We start from the raw sequence: 15,110 nt of genomic DNA, 5'->3' as shown, positions 1-15,110 counted from the left end.
CGCGCAGCGTGCGCCGCGTCGAACCGCCTTGGTCCCGGCAATCGATTCGGACTCGACACATCCGCGTCGAATGCAGTCGCCCGCGTCACCGCCGCGCGCCGATCCATCCGGCAATTTCGACGAGCCGCTTCATATCGGGCGCCGACGCAAGATCGATCGCGAGCCGGTGCCGGTAATACGGGCCGAGATCGAGCCCGACGCCCAACCCGAGCACTTCGACGCGGCCCGCCGACTCCTGGCGCGCAACGACCTGCTTCAGATGGTTGTCGAGGTAGAACGGATCGTTCGCGAGCGCCGTCGCGCCGTCCATCGGGCTGCCGTCCGAGATCACGATGAGGATCTTGCGCGCCTCCGGCCGCGCCGCGAGCCGCGCGCACGCCCATTCGACCGCTTCGCCATCCACCCCTTCGCGGAACAGATCGGCCTTGAACAGCGCAGCAATGTCCGTGCGCGCATGCCGCCAGCGGGTATCCGCGTCCTTGAACACCAGGTGGCCGGTTTCGTTGAGCCGGCCCGGATGACGCGGCTTGCCGCGCGCGAGCCAGTCCTGCCGCGCGCGCCCGCCGTTCCAGGCGAGCGTCGTGAAGCCCAGCACTTCGGTTGCCAGACCGGCGGCATCGCCCGCGCGGGCCAGCGTGTCGACCATCAATGCGACGCCGTCGATCCACGTTTTCATCGACCCCGAGCAGTCGATCAGGAATGCGAGCGCGCAGTCGGCATGCGGCCGCACACGTTCGAGCCGGAACAGCCGCCGTTCGGCCGGCGAGCTGACCAGTTGCGCGAGCCGGCGACCGTCGAGACGGCCATGCTCTTCGCCGAACGACCAGCCGTCGGCCTGCGGCACGACGAGCGCCGCGCGCAGCACACGGGCGAGCCGCGTGACGTTGATCCGCTGCGCGGCGACCTGGCCGTCGAGCCGGTCGCGATACTCGCGCAGCAGTGCCGTGCGGATCTGCGCGGCCGGTCGAAGCTCGCGGTCGTAGCGCGTCGTATAGGCACGATAGACGGCAGCGCCGCCCTGCAGCACGACGCTGTCGCCCGTCTCCACGAGTGCCGGCAGGTCGATGCCCGTTTCGTCGAAATCGACCCACAGCGAGAAATTCGTCAACGCGTCGTCCTGCTCGCGTGCGTCTTCCGTCTCCGTTTCCACGACGGCTGCACGCGCATCGCGGATCATCGCAGCGATGCATTTCGCGAGCGTCAGCGCGTGTTCCGCGAAGGCGCGCTGATCGTGCCGGCAGCGCTTGAGCCCGGCAAGCTGCACGCCGATCTCGGGCACGATCGCCGCGCGCGACGCTTCGATCAGGTCTTCCGTCTCTTCGAGCACGGGCCAGCCCGTCAGCCGCGACCACGCGATCTGCGCGACGGTGTACACGAGAATCCCGACATGCGTGTCGGCCTGCCCCGATCGATGAAACGCGCGTGACCAGGTCTCGAAGCGATGACGCAGGTTCTGCACGACACCGCGCATGGCGGGCGGCGCGAGCGATTCGCAGCGCAGTTGCTCGAGCATCTCGAACAGCACGCGTTCGACCGGATCGTCGCCGGACAACGCGCGATGCAGGTCCGCATCCGAATGCAGGATGCGCAGCGCGACGCCGTCGGCCGCGCCGCGCCATGACGTGAGATCGTCGTCGGCGGCCTGCGTGCGCAGGTGCGGCGCATGGATCGGCAACGGCCGCAGGTCGCGGCACACGCGGCCCGCCCGGTAATGCAGCGCCGCGTCACGCGTCAGCGCACGTACGGTCGACGCACCCAGCGCTTCGCGCGCCGATGCGCGGCGCGCGGCATCGCGATCGGCGCTCACCGCCCGGCCCCCGGCTCGCCGCCGACACGCGACGCAACCGCCAGCTCCTCGCCGAAACAGCGCTGGTAATACTCGGCGACGACCGGCCGCTCGGCGTCGTCGCACTTGTTCAGGAACGTGAGCCGGAACGCGAGCGCCGGATCGCGGAAGATCTGGCAGTTCTCGGCCCAGTTGATCACCGTGCGCGGCGACATCAGCGTCGACAGGTCGCCGGTCGCGAAACCGTTGCGCGTCAGCTCCGCGAGGCTCACCATCGATTCGAGCAGCGGGCGGCCGGCTTCGTCCGCGAGTTCCGGCACGCGCGCCCGCACGATGCCGATCTCCTCGTCGCGCGGCAGGTAGTCGAGCGTCGCGACCACGTTCCAGCGGTCCATCTGCGCGTGGTTGAGCATCTGCGTGCCGTGGTAGAGCCCGTTCAGGTTGCCGAGCCCGACCGTGTTCGCGGTCGCGAACAGCCTGAACGACGGATGCGGATGAATCACGCGGTTCTGGTCGAGCAGCGTGAACTTGCCGTCGCGCTCCAGTATCCGCTGGATCACGAACATCACGTCGGGCCGCCCCGCGTCGTATTCGTCGAAGATCAGCGCGACCGGCCGCTGCAGCGCCCACGGCACGATCCCTTCCTGGAATTCGGTCACCTGCACGTCGTCGCGCACGACGATCGCATCCTTGCCCACCAGATCGAGCCGGCTGATGTGGCCGTCGAGGTTCACGCGCACGCACGGCCAGTTCAGCCGTGCAGCGACCTGCTCGATATGCGTCGACTTGCCGGTGCCGTGCATCCCCTGCACGAGCACGCGGCGGTTGCGCGCGAAGCCCGCGAGGATCGCGAGCGTGACGTCCGGGTTGAAGCGGTAGGCGTCGTCGATATCGGGCACGTGATCGTCGCGCGTGCTGAACGCGGGCACCATCAGGTCCGAATCGAACCCGAACCGTTCGCGGACCGACACCATGCAGTCCGGCTTGTTCGCCACCCCATCCATTGCGTTGCGCTCCTGTCGTTGCTGTCGTTGCTGTCGTTGCTGTCGTTGCTGGCCGCGCGGGCATCGATCGTCGCGCCCGCGCCGGTCACGTTTATGGAACGATTCGTTCCATCGCTGAAAATGCGTGCCGGGTTGCCGCGCCCCCCACCCCACGCGGCCGGCCTGCCGGGCCGTTCGGTACAATGGCCGCCATCCAGTTTCCGGAACGCCTGCCATGCTGCCCGCGGATACGCCCACGCTGCGCGCCTTCGCGCTGCTCGAACATCTCGTCCAGGCCGGCGATGCCGTGTCGCTCGCCGATCTCGTGCGGGAAGTCGATCTCCCGAAGGCGTCGCTGCACCGGATGCTCGCGTCGCTCGAAGCCGGCGGCCTCGTGATCCGCGAGCCGGGCCGCAAGAACGCGTATGCGATCGGCCCGCGCCTCGCGCGGCTCGGCACCGGCGTGATGCTGCATGCGGGCGCGCGCCGGCTGCGCCACGCGATCCTCGAACGGCTCGTCGCCGATCTCGGCGAAACCTGCAACCTCACCGCGCTGCACGACACGGAAGTCGTCTATCTCGACCGCGTCGAAGCCGACTGGCCGCTGCGGCTCGACCTGAAACCGGGCTCGCGCGTGCCCGCGCACTGCAGCGCCAGCGGCAAGCTGCTGCTCGCGCTGCTGCCGCGCGACGAACGCGCCGCGCTGGTGCGCGCACTGGCGCTGCCGCGCTACACGCCGAACACGATCTCCGACCCCGAACTGCTCGAAGCCGAACTCGACCGCACCGCGCACAAGGGCGTCGCGATCGACAACGAGGAATTCGTCGCGGGCATCGTGTGCATCGCGGCGCCGATCGTCGGCGACGACGGCGCGTGCATCGCCGCGGTCGCCGTGCATGCGCCCGTGTCGCGCGCACCGCTGTCGCAGCTGCTCGACCACGTGCCGCGTTTGCAGGAAGCAGCGCGCGCGCTCGCGGAAACGTTCTAGTCTCCGCACGGCGTGGCGGCGCACGCGCAACGTCATGACGCGCGCTGGTAGTAGATGTTCTGCGGATGGCGCGCATCCGCGAAGAAGAACCAGCGTTCCGCGACCAGCCCCGCGTACTGGATCACGAACGCCGCGCCGAGCGCGACAGCGGCCGCGACCGACGTCGGCGCGAGCGCGCCCGCGCCGGTCAGCACGAACGGCACCGCGAATGCGCCGATCAGGAAGCCGGCCTTTACTGCCCGCAGCGTGCCGTTGCCCTGCCCGTGAAAGAACTCCCGCGTATTGAACGCGCTGGCCGTGAAACCGCGCGATTTCTGCTCGACCTTGTCGCTGCGGATCCCGGTCGCGCTCTGCACGGTCGACTTCGGGCGCAGCCGCGCATTGCGTGCAAGCGACGCAATCCGTGCCGCGCAACCTGCGAGCGTCAGCACGCAGGCGGCCACCGCGAGCCGGCCGACCAGCGACGGCGCGAGCCATGCGGCGCATGCCGTCGCCAGCGTACAGCCCGACGCGCAGCCGAGCAGCACGAAGTTCACGAGCGTCAGCGGGCTGGCCCATTCCTGCAGGAAGCGCAGGCACGCGTAGATCATCGCGGTGCACACGAACAGCGCGACGCTTGCAAGCGCGCCCACCGCGCCGATCAGCAACGTGCCGGGCCAGCCGAACAGGTGCGCCGCGCCATACGCGAATGCGCAGGCGAGAAACACCGGCAGCGCGATGCATTCGCGCGACAGCCACGACGTGCGCCACATCGCGATCGCGCGCCAGGCCCGCTCGGGGTGGCCGAGATGAAAGAACGACGCCAGCAGGCCGAGTGCGCCGAGCGCGACCGACAGCGCGGCGCCCGTCACGTAGAACGACGCGGCAATATCGACGCCTGCCGCGCGCGCCAGTGCCTCGACGATCACGAGGGTCAGCAGCAGGCCCTGTGCCGCACCGCACAGGGTGGTGAGGAAAACGACCGAAAAGGCTGGGCGCATGGGGACTCCGGTTTTTCGTATGAGTGAAGGGCTTGGCGTTCAGCGCTGCGTCGCGAGCGACACGAGATCGATGTCGCCGCGTGCCGCGCGGGCCTCGAATGAATCGTCTTCGCCGATGCCGTTCGATGCACTGCCGCACCCGCCGCTACTCCCGCACCCGCACGATGCTTCGGTCTTCACGCGCGGCAGGTAGCGGTTCGACGGCCGCGTGCCCCATTCGGGCATCAGCTGATAGCCGCCGCGTTCGCGGATCGCGCGCGACACGTCCGACTCCGGATCGTGCACGTCGCCGAACAGCCGGGCCGACGTCGGGCACGCGAGCACGCAGGCCGGCTTGCGGTCACGCTCGGGCAACGCCTGGTTGTCGATGCGATCCGCACACAGCGTGCACTTCGTCATCTCCTTGCGGCCTTCGTCGAGTTCGCGCGCACCGTACGGGCATGCCCAAGCGCAGTACTTGCAGCCGATGCACTTGTCGTAGTCGACCAGCACGATCCCGTCCGACTTGCGCTTGTAGCTCGCGCCGGTCGGGCATACCGGCACGCATGGCGGATCCTCGCAGTGCAGGCACGACTTCGGGAAGTGAATCGTGTCGGTCATCGGGAACACGCCCGCTTCGTAGGTCTGCACGCGGTTGAAGAACGTGCCGGACGGATCGTCGTCATACGGGCGCATATCCGCGAGACTGCCGGCTTCGCCCGACGTGTTCCATTCCTTGCAGCTCGTCACGCAGGCATGGCAGCCGACGCACACGTTCAGGTCGATGACGAGGGCCATCTGGGTCATGGGGGTGCTCCTTCGATCAGCGATCTTCAGACTTCGGGCCGGCGGACGCCGTGCGCCGCAGCCGCGCGGCGAATGCGCCGGTACCCGCGAAATACGCCTGCACGCGCTGCAGCACGCGCGGCGTGCCCGGCAGCGCCGGCATCGGCGCGAACTGCGGCAAGGTCGTCGCCGCATCGGCTTCGGCCGGATAGATCCGCACCTGCACGTCGTACCAGCCGGCCTGCCCCGTGATCGGATCGGAATTCGACATCCGCGCACCGCCGCGCGCCGCATCCGGCAGCTCGTCGGTGATCACGTGGTTCAACAGGAAGCCGCGCTGCGATTCGCCCGCCTGCGGCCCGAGGTTCCACGCGCCGGCCGCCTTGCCGATCGCGTTCCACGTCCACACGGTGCCGGGCTCGACCGCCTCGCTGTAGCGCGCGCGGCAACGCACCTTGCCCCACGGCGATTCGACGTAGATCCATGCGCCGTCGTCGATCTGCTGCGCGGCGGCCGTGACCGGGTTCACGAACAGGTGGTTCTCGCCGTGGATCTGGCGCAGCCATGCGTTCTGCGAATCCCACGAGTGGTACATCGCCATCGGCCGCTGCGTGATCGCCGCGAGCGGATAGCGGCCCGCATCGGTCAGCCCGCTTTCGAGCGAGCGATGCCAGAACGGCAGCGGATCGAAATAGCGCGCGATGCGCTCGCGCAGATGGTCGGGCGGCTGGCGGCCCGACGTGCGGCCCTGCGCGGCGAGCCGGAATTTCTGCATCACGTCCGAGTAGAGCTGGATCACGATCGGCACGCCGAACTTGCGCATCCCGTTGTCGACCGCCCACTGCATGTACGGGCCGTTGCAGTTGCGCATGTACTGCAGCGGCTCCGGCAACCGGTGGTGATACACGCAGTTGTTCTCCGCGTAGCGCTTCCACTGGTCGGGATTCGGCTCGCCGACGACGGCCTTGTCGCCGTCCTTGCCGCGCCAGCCGATCAGGAAGCCGGTGCCGGAATCGGGCGCGGTCTGGAAGTTGATGACGAAATCCGGGTAGTCGCGATACTTGCGCTGCCCGTCCGCCGTCGTGAAGGCCGGAAACTTCAGCCGGCTCGCGAGTTCGATCAGCACCTCCTGGAACGACTTGCATTCGCCGGTCGGCGGCACGACCGGCACGCGCACCGAGTCGACCGGACCGTCGAATTCGGAGATTGGCCGGTCGAGCACCGACATCACGTCGTGCCGTTCGAGGTAGGTCGTGTCGGGCAGGATCAGGTCGGCGAACGCCGTCATCTCCGACGCGAACGCATCGCACACGACGAGGAACGGGATCCGGTATTCGCCGTCGTCGCGCTTGTCGACCAGCATCTTGCGCACTTCCGTCGTGTTCATCGACGAATTCCACGCCATGTTGGCCATGAAGATCAGCAGCGTGTCGATCGGATAGGGATCGCCGCGCCACGCATTGGTGATCACCGAATGCATGAGCCCGTGCACCGCGAGCGGGTATTCCCACGAGAACGCCTTGTCGAGCCGCGCGGGCGTGCCGTCCGGATGGACGAACAGATCCTCGGGGCCGGCGGGCCAGCCGAGCGGGCCGGTGGCAAGTGGCGTGTTCGGCTTGATCTGCGCCGGGTCGTTCGGCGGTTTCGCCGACGGCGGCACCGCGCGCGGATACGGCGCCTTGTGCCGGAAGCCGCCCGGCCGGTCGATCGTGCCGAGCAGCGACATCAGCACGGCCAGCGCGCGGATCGTCTGGAAGCCGTTCGAATGCGCGGCGAGCCCGCGCATCGCATGGAACGCGATCGGCACGCCCTTCACCGATTCATGTTCCTTGCCCCACGAATCGGTCCAGCGCACCGGCAGTTGGATCGCGTGGTCGCGCGCGACCGTCTCCATCTCGCGCGCCAGGCGGCGGATCGTGTCGGCCGCGATGCCGGTGATGTCGGCCGCCCATTCGGGCGTGCATTCGGCCACCTGCTCACGCAGCAGCGTGAACGACGGCGCGACGGGCGTGCCGTCGTCGAGCGTATAGCGGCCGTCGAGCGCGGGCGCCGCGCCTTCCGTGTGATGCAGCACCGCGCGGTTCGTCTTCGTGTCCCACCACATCCGGTTCTGCGGATACAGCGCATTGACCTCCGGCGCGCCGGCGTCGCGCACGAACAGCCCGAACGTATCGGCGCCGTCGCGCTGGTCGACCAGCTCCGCCGCGTTCGTGAAACGCGACACGAATTCGACGTCGAACGCGTCGCGCGCGATCAGCTCGTGCATCAGCGCCATGAACAGCGCGCCGTCGGTGCCGGGGCGAATCGGAATCCATTCGTCGGCGATTGCCGCATAGCCGGTGCGCACCGGATTGATCGCGATGAAGCGGCCGCCCGCGCGCTTGAACTTGCCGAGGGCGATCTTCAGCGGATTCGAATGGTGGTCCTCCGCGGTGCCGATCATGAAGAACAGCTTCGCGTTGTCGAGATCGGGGCCGCCGAATTCCCAGAACGAACCGCCGATCGTGTAGATCATCCCGGCCGCCATGTTCGCCGAGCAGAACCCGCCATGCGCCGCATAGTTCGGCGTACCGAACTGTTTCGCGAACAGGCCGGTAAGCGCCTGCATCTGGTCGCGGCCGGTGAACAGCGCGAAGCGCTTCGGGTCGGTGGCGCGCAGGTGCGCGAGACGCTTTTCGAGCACGTCGAACGCGACCTCCCACGACACCGGCTCGAACTGCGCGTCGCCGCGCTCGGCGCCCGGCTTGCGCATCAGCGGCTGGGTGAGCCGCGCGGGCGAATACTGCTTCATGATGCCGGACGAGCCTTTCGCGCAGATGACGCCCTGGTTCAACGGATGCGCGGGATTGCCGTCGATATAGCGCACCTCGCCGTCGCGCAGGTGCACGCGGATGCCGCAGCGGCACGCGCACATGTAGCACGTCGTCGTCTTGATCTCGGCCTGCTCGTCCCGCTCGCGTGCCCGATGTTCCATCGTCTGTCCTCGTTCGCGGATTCGCGGATGAGGGCGCGCCCGGCGGGGCGCACCCGTGAATCGGTTCATCCATGCTATGCCGGCACGCGGCCGACATAAAGTCGCATCCTCTGATCGGTGCTATCGGTCAGCCCGATAGTTGCCCCGATAATTGCCCCGGCCAACCATCGGCTCGGGCCGTAAGCCGCATGCACGAAGGCCCGGCACGCGGGCCGGGCCTTCGTGGTCAGGCGTTACCGCGCATGACCGTGCATCACCGCGGCGGATAGGCGAGCAGTTCGCTGTCGTCGAGAGGCTCGCGGCGGCTGCGGCGCGTGAGCCCGTACGCGACGATCAGCACGGCGAGGCTGGCGACACCGAGCCACAGCGGCTTGCGCTGGTCGGGGATGAACGCCATCGCGACGAGGATGCCGACCATGCCGATGATCGCGACCCACGTGAGGTACGGATATGCCCACATCTTGACGCGCAGCTTGCTGGCAGCCACCGGGTCGAGACGCTTGCGCAGGCGCAGTTGCGAGAACGCGATCAGCACGTACACGAACAGCGCGACGGTGCCGTACGAATTGACGAGGAACGCGAACACGGTATCGGGCGACACGTACGACATCACGACCGACACGTAGCCGAACACCGTGCCGAGCAGGATCGCGCGCACCGGCACGCCGCGCTTGTTGACCTTCGCGAGCGCGGCCGGCGCGTCGCCGTGGCGGGTCAGTGCGAACAGCATCCGCGACGCCGCATAGAGGCCCGAGTTGAGCGCGGACAGCACGGCCGTCAGCACGATCGCGTTCATCACGTTGGCGGCAGCCGGCAGGCCCATCACTTCGAGCGCGCTCACGTACGGCGTGGCCATCTGATGCGAATTCCACGGCACCAGTGCGACGACGAGCGCGACCGAGCCGACGTAGAACACCAGCACGCGCGTGATCACCGAATTGGTGGCCTTCGCAACCGCTTTCGCCGGTTCCTTCGCCTCGGCCGCCGCGATCGTGACGATCTCGGCACCGAAGTAGAAGCCGGTCGCCGCGACCGCCCCGCTCATCACCGGCCCGATGCCGAGCGGCATGAAGCCGCCGTGGCCGAGCAGCGTCGGCAGCACGGACGTCGTGTGCATCGACGCGGGCCACAGGCCGAGCACGTAGAGGCCGCCGAGGAACAGGAACACGATGATCGCGCCGACCTTGATCGACGAGAACCAGAACTCGAACTCGCCGTAGCTGCCGACCGAGATCAGGTTCGTGAGCGTCAGCACGACCAGCAGCGCGAGGCTGATGATCCACGCGGGCGTATCGGGCAGCCAGAACTGGATCAGCTTCGCGCCGGCCACCGCTTCGAGCGCGACGACGATCACCCAGAAATACCAGTACATCCAGCCGGTCAGGAAGCCCGCCATCTTGCCGGGCCCGCGCCAGTTGCCGAACGCGAGCCGCGCGTATTCGTAGAACGAACCGACGGCCGGCATCGCGCATGCCATCTCGCCGAGCATCCGCATCACGAGCACGACGAGCCCGCCCGTGATCAGGAACGACAGGATCGCGGCCGGCCCGGTCTGCTGAATCACCACGCCGCTGCCGACGAACAGCCCGGCACCGATCACGCCGCCAAGCGCGATCATCGTCATGTGGCGCTGCTTGAGTCCACACTTCAGGTCACTCTGATTCGAGGGTTGCATGTCTTCTCCATATCCAGTTGTCCGGACGCCGCCCGCACGCCACCGTGGGGTGAGCGCGGGCGCCGCCGGCGACGGCGCGTGCAGGGGCGCCTGCCGCCCCGGCCGCACGGATTTCTATTGCTTTTATTGTGTTCGACCGCCCGGCACGCGTTACGTCACGCCGGGCGATAGGCACTGCGTTCAGGGCTTTTCGTCATTCCTGAAGTAAGACAGATAGAGCATCCGTTGCCCGAGGCGCCGGAACGGCGCGAACGGGTGGCCAGGCAGCGGCGACGTGAAGATCGGCAGCGTCTGGCGGGCGCCCTTCCCCGCAATCTGCTCGGCCAGCCGGCGGCCGGCCTGCTGCGAGTACGACACGCCGTTGCCGCCGTAGCCGAGCGCGTAGTACACCGACTGCCGCGGGTCGGGCTGGCACACGCGCGGCATCATGTCGTGACTCACGTCGACCCAGCCCCACCACGAGTAGTCGATCTCCACGCCGCGCAGCGCGGGAAACTTGCGCGCCATCCCTTCCTTCAGCAATTCGAAGTGACGCGGGTTCGGCGCATCGTCACCGGTGATCGCGCTGCGGCTGCCGATCTGCAAGCGGCGATCCGGCAGGAAGCGATAGTAGAAGCGCAGCGTGCGCGTATCGGTCAGCACCTGTGTCGTGCGGAAATTGCACGCGTCGATCTCCGCGTCGGTGAGCGGGCGCGTGACCATCGAGTTCGACAGGATCGGCATCACCTTGCTGCGCAGCGACGGATGCAGCGTCTGTGCGGTGTACGCGCCGGTCGCGATGCCCACCGCGCGGGCCCGCACGACGCCGCCGGGCGTACGCAGGTGGTGCACGCCGTCGATCGTCTCGAAGCCGAGCACCGGGCTGCTCGTATGCACCTTCGCACCGGCTTCGCGCGCGAGACGCAGGTAGCCGAACGCGAGCTTCAGCGCATGGATGCCGATGCCTTCCGGCTCGTGCAACGCGCCGGCCGCTTCGTGGTCGTTGATGAATTCGCGACGGAAGGTTTCGGCGCTCAGCAGCTCGGACGGATAGCCGAACACGTCCTTCCACACCTTCGCCTCGGCCGCGAGCTTGGCCATGATGCGCGGGCGATGCGCGATCAGGAAATGCCCGCCCGGTTGCGGGTCGCAGTCGATTTCCGCGACGAGCGACTTGAAGTGCTCGAAGCCTTCGAGAATCTCGTCGTGCATCTTCAGCGCGACATCCTTGCCCCAGCGCTCGATCCACTGCGAGCGCGACAGCCGGCCCGATGCGTTCTGCCCCTGCCCGCCGTTGCGGCTGCTGCAGCCCCAGCTCGTGCGGTTGGCTTCGAGCACGACGGCCTTGATGCCATGATCCCGCGCGAGGCACAGCGCGGTCGCGAGGCCCGTGTAGCCGGCGCCGATGATCGCGACGTCGACGTCGAGATCGCGCGTCACGGGGCCGTCGTCGGGCGGCGGGGTGCCGGCGGTTGCGACCCAGTAGGTCGGCGCGTACTGCTTGCCGCATCCGGGCCCCGGCGACACGAGCGGATCGTAGGTCGGGTCGTAACGCGTATCGTTCGGCCGGCCGCCGGCGAAGCCGCTCGCGGTGCGTTCGATGGAAGGGGTCGACATGCTCAGACCTCCGACACGGGCTGGCCTGCCGCGCCGCAACGGGCGCACGAGGCGATTCGACTGACTGATGCGGGGCGCGCGCTCGCCGCACGGGCGAATGCTGCCGACTGCCTGTTGGTCATGCCTGTCTCCTGATCGTTCTCTTCGGGTCGATCGTGTGCAGATGCTTCAATGCGGCGATCTGTCGAGGAAAGTGTAGGCAGGCCGATTTGTCGCAGGTAGGGCCAGTGGGCCGGATTCGCTTGGACCAGCGTTTGGGGGCGCCGAACGGCTGGTAACAGCCGGCGACAGGTGCGCGGCGTCGGTCAAAAAGGATCGGCGGCGTGGACGCGACGCCACCGGGCGATCGGGACGCTGAACGGCGGGCCACTTCGGGCACACGGCAGACGGAGTCGCTCGGCAAGGCGCGGCGGCATGAGCACGACGCGGCCGGACGACCGGGACACCGAACGGCGGGCGGCAGCGGGCGACCGGCGGACAGCGTCGGTCAGCGGCGCAGGCACGACACCGCCGGAAGACCGGGCCGCCGATACGCCCCCACGCCGCGCCCTGCCCTATCCGCCCCTTCCGCCGTCACATCGCGCGCACCGCAACGCCGTCCACGCCGCCGCGCTTCTCAATCGCCCGTGCGGACACGATCGACAGGAGTGCAGACAACATCACGTAAACCCCGACGAGCCACGGCGCCCCGCCGTTCACGCGCAGCAGCGCGGTCGCGACGATCGGCGTGAGGCCGCTCGCGAAGATACCCGACACCTGGTAGACGAACGAAATCCCCGTGTAACGCACGTTCGCATCGAACAGCTCCGCGAACAGCGCGGCCTCCGGCCCGTACGCCATCGCGTAGAAGATCCCGAACGGGATCACCAGCGCGAGCCACACGGCGAGCAGGTGGGTCGACTGCGTCTGCAACAGCCAGAACGCGGGCAGCACCGACAGCCCGCACAGCGTCGCGCCCCACCGGTACACACGCGCACGGCCGAGCCGGTCCGACAGCCCGCCGAACACCGGGATGAACACGCACATCACGACCGCCGCGCTCATCACGCCGAGCAGCGCGTCGCCGCGCGAGATCGACAGGTTGCGCGTCATGTAGCCGATCGAGAACACCGCGAACACGTTGAAGAACACGCCGTCGATATAGCGCGCGCCCATCCCGAGCAGGATCGCCCGACGATAGTGGGCGAGCAGCTCGACGACCGGCAGCTTCGTATCGCGCCGCTGACGCTTGAGCGCGACGAACTCGGGCGTATCGGCCACGCGCGTGCGGATGTAGAAGCCGACCGCGACCAGCAGCAGCGACGCCGCGAACGCGACGCGCCAGCCCCACGCGAGAAAGGCGGCGTCCGGCAGCGCACGCGACAGCGCCGCGACCACGCCGGCCGCGAGGCACAGCCCGATCGCGAGCCCGATCTGCGGCAGGCTCGCATACAGCCCGCGCCGGTGCGGCGGAGCGTACTCGTAGCCTTGACATCCTCCCCCGCCTGAAGACGGGGGATTCCTGCCGCGTCTGAAACGATAATGCTTATCTCAGATCGCCTCGGCGGGTTCCTGCTTCATCGAGCGGCCCGACTGCACCGGCTCTCCACAGGCTGCAACGCGGTGTCCCCGCGCCAGAATGTTCAGAGCGCCGACGACATCGGCGTTCTCCTCGTAACTGCATTCGACACAGGCGAATTTTTCCTGCGTGGTCCGGTTATCCGCACTCACGTATCCACAAGCCGGACACGTCCGGCTTGTATTCGCGGGCGGCACCGCCACCAGCCAGCCGCCATTCCAGGCCAGCTTGTATTCCAACTGCCGCCTGAACTCGAACCACCCTTGGTCGAGGATGGCCTTATTCAGACCGGACTTGGCCCGCACGTTCTTGCCAGGCGCATCGGTGCTGCCCGCCGCCGACCTGGACATATTCCGAACCTGCAAGTCCTCGATACACACCATCGCGTGGTTTTTGCTGATCGTGGTCGTGGCCTTGTGCAGGTAGTCGCGGCGAGCATTGCCGATGCGCGTATGGATACGCTGGACTCTGGCCTTGGCTTTTTTCCAGTTATTGCTGAACTTGACCTTGCGGCTCATCGCACGTTGGCATCGACGCAGACGAGCCTCATGTTTCTTGAAACTGTTGAGCGGTGTGAGAAACGTGCCGTCGCTCATCGTGGCGAAGCGGGCAATGCCAACATCGATGCCGATCACGCTGGTGGCATCGGGCACCGGCTGCTCGACCTCGCGCTCGGTCTGAATCGAGACACACCACTTGCCCGAGTTGAAGCTGACCGTTGCGTTGCGCAGTTCGCCCAGCACGGGACGCGACAGCCTCAGCCGCATCCAGCCCAGCTTGGGCAGGAAAATGCGCCCATTGGGCTGGTCGAGCTTGAATTGCTTCGGGTCCGGGTAGCGAAAACTGTCGCGCTGGCCGCGCTTCTTGAACTTCGGAAACGCCGCTCGCTTGGCGAAGAAGTTCTTGTAGGCCCGCTCCATGTCCTTGAGGGTGTGTTGCAACGGGTGAACGGGGGCATCCTTGAGCCATGGCGTTTCGCCTCCGTTACGCCACTCCGTCAGATGCTTGGCCATTGCTACGTAGCCAATGAACTTGCCGCCCGCCTCGTAGTTCTCCTTCTGCAACGCCAGTGCCTTGTTGTAGACGAACCGGCACGATCCGGCGAAGCGGCGCATATCGCGCTGCTGCTCGCCGTTCGGCATCAGTTCGAACTTGAAGGCCTGGAGTCGTCGCATCGGACGATTGTATGTCCGGCCCACAAGAGCGAGTCAAGCCATTCGACGTGGTCGCTATTACGTCTTTCAAGTGCTACTCGAGCATTCGTAAAAGGTTGTGGGGCGGCGCGCAGGGGTCTCCGTCATATTTCGTCGGAAGTTGTGGCGAAGCGCATGTCGAAATCGTTCGCAAATACATCGACCAACAGAAAACGCCCCGCCCGCCGCCCGAAAGGACCCCTACGGCGGCCGCGCTATCGTTCCCCGCCCTGAAGGACGAGGTTTAACGCGCATTCAGATCAGCACCGCGCCGCCCCACTCGCCGCCCGGGCCGATGCCCTGCAGCACGCGCAGCGTCAGCAGCAGCACCGGCGCCCACATGCCGATCTGCGCGTAGGTCGGCAGGAACGCGTCGCCGGCCGGAAAGTACTGCTTGTCGAACACGATGCCGGCGACCACGCCGTACAGGAAAAAGTCGTACCACTCGACGGTCGCGCCGATCACGCTGGCCGCGGCCACGCGTCGGACGACCCGGGAATCGATTGCCATGCGAGCTTCTCCAGGTAAGGATGCGCCGCAACCTGCCCCGGCGCGGTACCGGCGGGGGCATCGATGAACGCGCGGCGGCCGTCCGGGCGCAGGCGCACGGGC

General features: G+C 67.6%; 9 protein-coding genes and 3 pseudogenes. 2 read left to right on the top strand and 10 right to left on the bottom strand.

The annotated features are described in order from the left end of the window. Nucleotides 1–85 precede the first annotated feature (85 nt). Nucleotides 86–1,807, bottom strand: coding sequence for a cobalt chelatase (locus CFB34_RS08800; protein ID WP_089442847.1), 1,722 nt, complete (start codon nt 1,805–1,807; stop codon nt 86–88). Next, a complete protein-coding gene (locus tag CFB34_RS08795; RefSeq protein ID WP_089442848.1) occupies nt 1,804–2,790 on the bottom strand; it encodes an AAA family ATPase in 987 nt (328 codons plus the stop codon). Before CFB34_RS08795 ends, CFB34_RS08800 begins: the two co-directional genes overlap by 4 nt. A gap of 214 nt (nt 2,791–3,004) precedes the next feature. Between CFB34_RS08795 and CFB34_RS08790 the strand changes: the two genes are divergently transcribed. Further along, nucleotides 3,005–3,757, top strand: coding sequence for an IclR family transcriptional regulator (locus CFB34_RS08790; protein ID WP_089442849.1), 753 nt, complete (start codon nt 3,005–3,007; stop codon nt 3,755–3,757). A gap of 32 nt (nt 3,758–3,789) precedes the next feature. On the opposite strand, the gene CFB34_RS08785 is transcribed toward CFB34_RS08790, so the two are convergent. The 7 genes and pseudogenes from CFB34_RS08785 to CFB34_RS08755 all read right to left on the bottom strand — a co-directional run bounded on the left by CFB34_RS08785 (nt 3,790) and on the right by CFB34_RS08755 (nt 14,480). Beyond that, nucleotides 3,790–4,737 carry a DmsC/YnfH family molybdoenzyme membrane anchor subunit gene (locus CFB34_RS08785; protein ID WP_089442850.1) on the bottom strand — a complete coding sequence of 316 codons (948 nt, stop codon included), beginning with the start codon at nt 4,735–4,737 and terminating at the stop codon, nt 3,790–3,792. 39 nt (nt 4,738–4,776) lie between these two features. After that, nucleotides 4,777–5,523: a 4Fe-4S dicluster domain-containing protein gene (locus CFB34_RS08780; protein WP_089442851.1), complete on the bottom strand. Its 747-nt coding sequence runs from the start codon at nt 5,521–5,523 to the stop codon at nt 4,777–4,779. Nucleotides 5,524–5,539: 16 nt separating this feature from the next. After that, on the bottom strand, nt 5,540–8,476 hold the full coding sequence (locus CFB34_RS08775) for a molybdopterin oxidoreductase family protein (RefSeq protein ID WP_089442852.1): 2,937 nt from the start codon (nt 8,474–8,476) through the stop codon (nt 5,540–5,542). 253 nt (nt 8,477–8,729) lie between these two features. Continuing rightward, the gene (locus CFB34_RS08770; protein ID WP_089442853.1) at nt 8,730–10,151 is read right to left on the bottom strand and encodes an amino acid permease; all 1,422 of its coding nucleotides are present in this window, start codon (nt 10,149–10,151) and stop codon (nt 8,730–8,732) included. A 180-nt stretch (nt 10,152–10,331) separates the two neighbouring features. Beyond that, a complete protein-coding gene (locus tag CFB34_RS08765; RefSeq protein WP_089442854.1) occupies nt 10,332–11,747 on the bottom strand; it encodes an FAD-binding oxidoreductase in 1,416 nt (471 codons plus the stop codon). Nucleotides 11,748–12,320: 573 nt separating this feature from the next. Beyond that, a pseudogene (locus CFB34_RS08760) lies at nt 12,321–13,211 on the bottom strand (MFS transporter); the annotation flags it as partial. Nucleotides 13,212–13,277: 66 nt separating this feature from the next. Beyond that, the gene (locus tag CFB34_RS08755; RefSeq protein ID WP_089442856.1) at nt 13,278–14,480 is read right to left on the bottom strand and encodes an RNA-guided endonuclease TnpB family protein; all 1,203 of its coding nucleotides are present in this window, start codon (nt 14,478–14,480) and stop codon (nt 13,278–13,280) included. Nucleotides 14,481–14,548: 68 nt separating this feature from the next. On the opposite strand from CFB34_RS08755, the pseudogene CFB34_RS08750 reads away from it, so the two are divergent. Then, a pseudogene (locus CFB34_RS08750) lies at nt 14,549–14,677 on the top strand (transposase); the annotation flags it as partial. Between the two features lie 79 nt (nt 14,678–14,756). Here CFB34_RS08750 and CFB34_RS08745 read toward each other — a convergent pair. After that, a pseudogene (locus CFB34_RS08745) lies at nt 14,757–15,008 on the bottom strand (MFS transporter); the annotation flags it as partial. Between the last annotated feature and the right edge of the window lie 102 nt (nt 15,009–15,110).

It is taken from the genome of Burkholderia sp. HI4860 (genome assembly GCF_002223045.2).
Lineage (GTDB): Bacteria > Pseudomonadota > Gammaproteobacteria > Burkholderiales > Burkholderiaceae > Burkholderia.
This window is presented reverse-complemented; position numbering and strand designations above follow the sequence as displayed.

What these genes read in the sequence shown, in the direction of transcription:
- CFB34_RS08775 (WP_089442852.1), bottom strand. Translation starts at nt 8,476, where the DNA reads ATGGAACATCGGGCACGCGAGCGGGACGAGCAGGCCGAGATCAAGACG.
- CFB34_RS08770 (WP_089442853.1), bottom strand. Translation starts at nt 10,151, where the DNA reads ATGCAACCCTCGAATCAGAGTGACCTGAAGTGTGGACTCAAGCAGCGC.
- CFB34_RS08755 (WP_089442856.1), bottom strand. Translation starts at nt 14,480, where the DNA reads ATGCGACGACTCCAGGCCTTCAAGTTCGAACTGATGCCGAACGGCGAG.
- CFB34_RS08795 (WP_089442848.1), bottom strand. Translation starts at nt 2,790, where the DNA reads ATGGATGGGGTGGCGAACAAGCCGGACTGCATGGTGTCGGTCCGCGAA.
- CFB34_RS08785 (WP_089442850.1), bottom strand. Translation starts at nt 4,737, where the DNA reads ATGCGCCCAGCCTTTTCGGTCGTTTTCCTCACCACCCTGTGCGGTGCG.
- CFB34_RS08790 (WP_089442849.1), top strand. Translation starts at nt 3,005, where the DNA reads ATGCTGCCCGCGGATACGCCCACGCTGCGCGCCTTCGCGCTGCTCGAA.
- CFB34_RS08780 (WP_089442851.1), bottom strand. Translation starts at nt 5,523, where the DNA reads ATGACCCAGATGGCCCTCGTCATCGACCTGAACGTGTGCGTCGGCTGC.
- CFB34_RS08765 (WP_089442854.1), bottom strand. Translation starts at nt 11,747, where the DNA reads ATGTCGACCCCTTCCATCGAACGCACCGCGAGCGGCTTCGCCGGCGGC.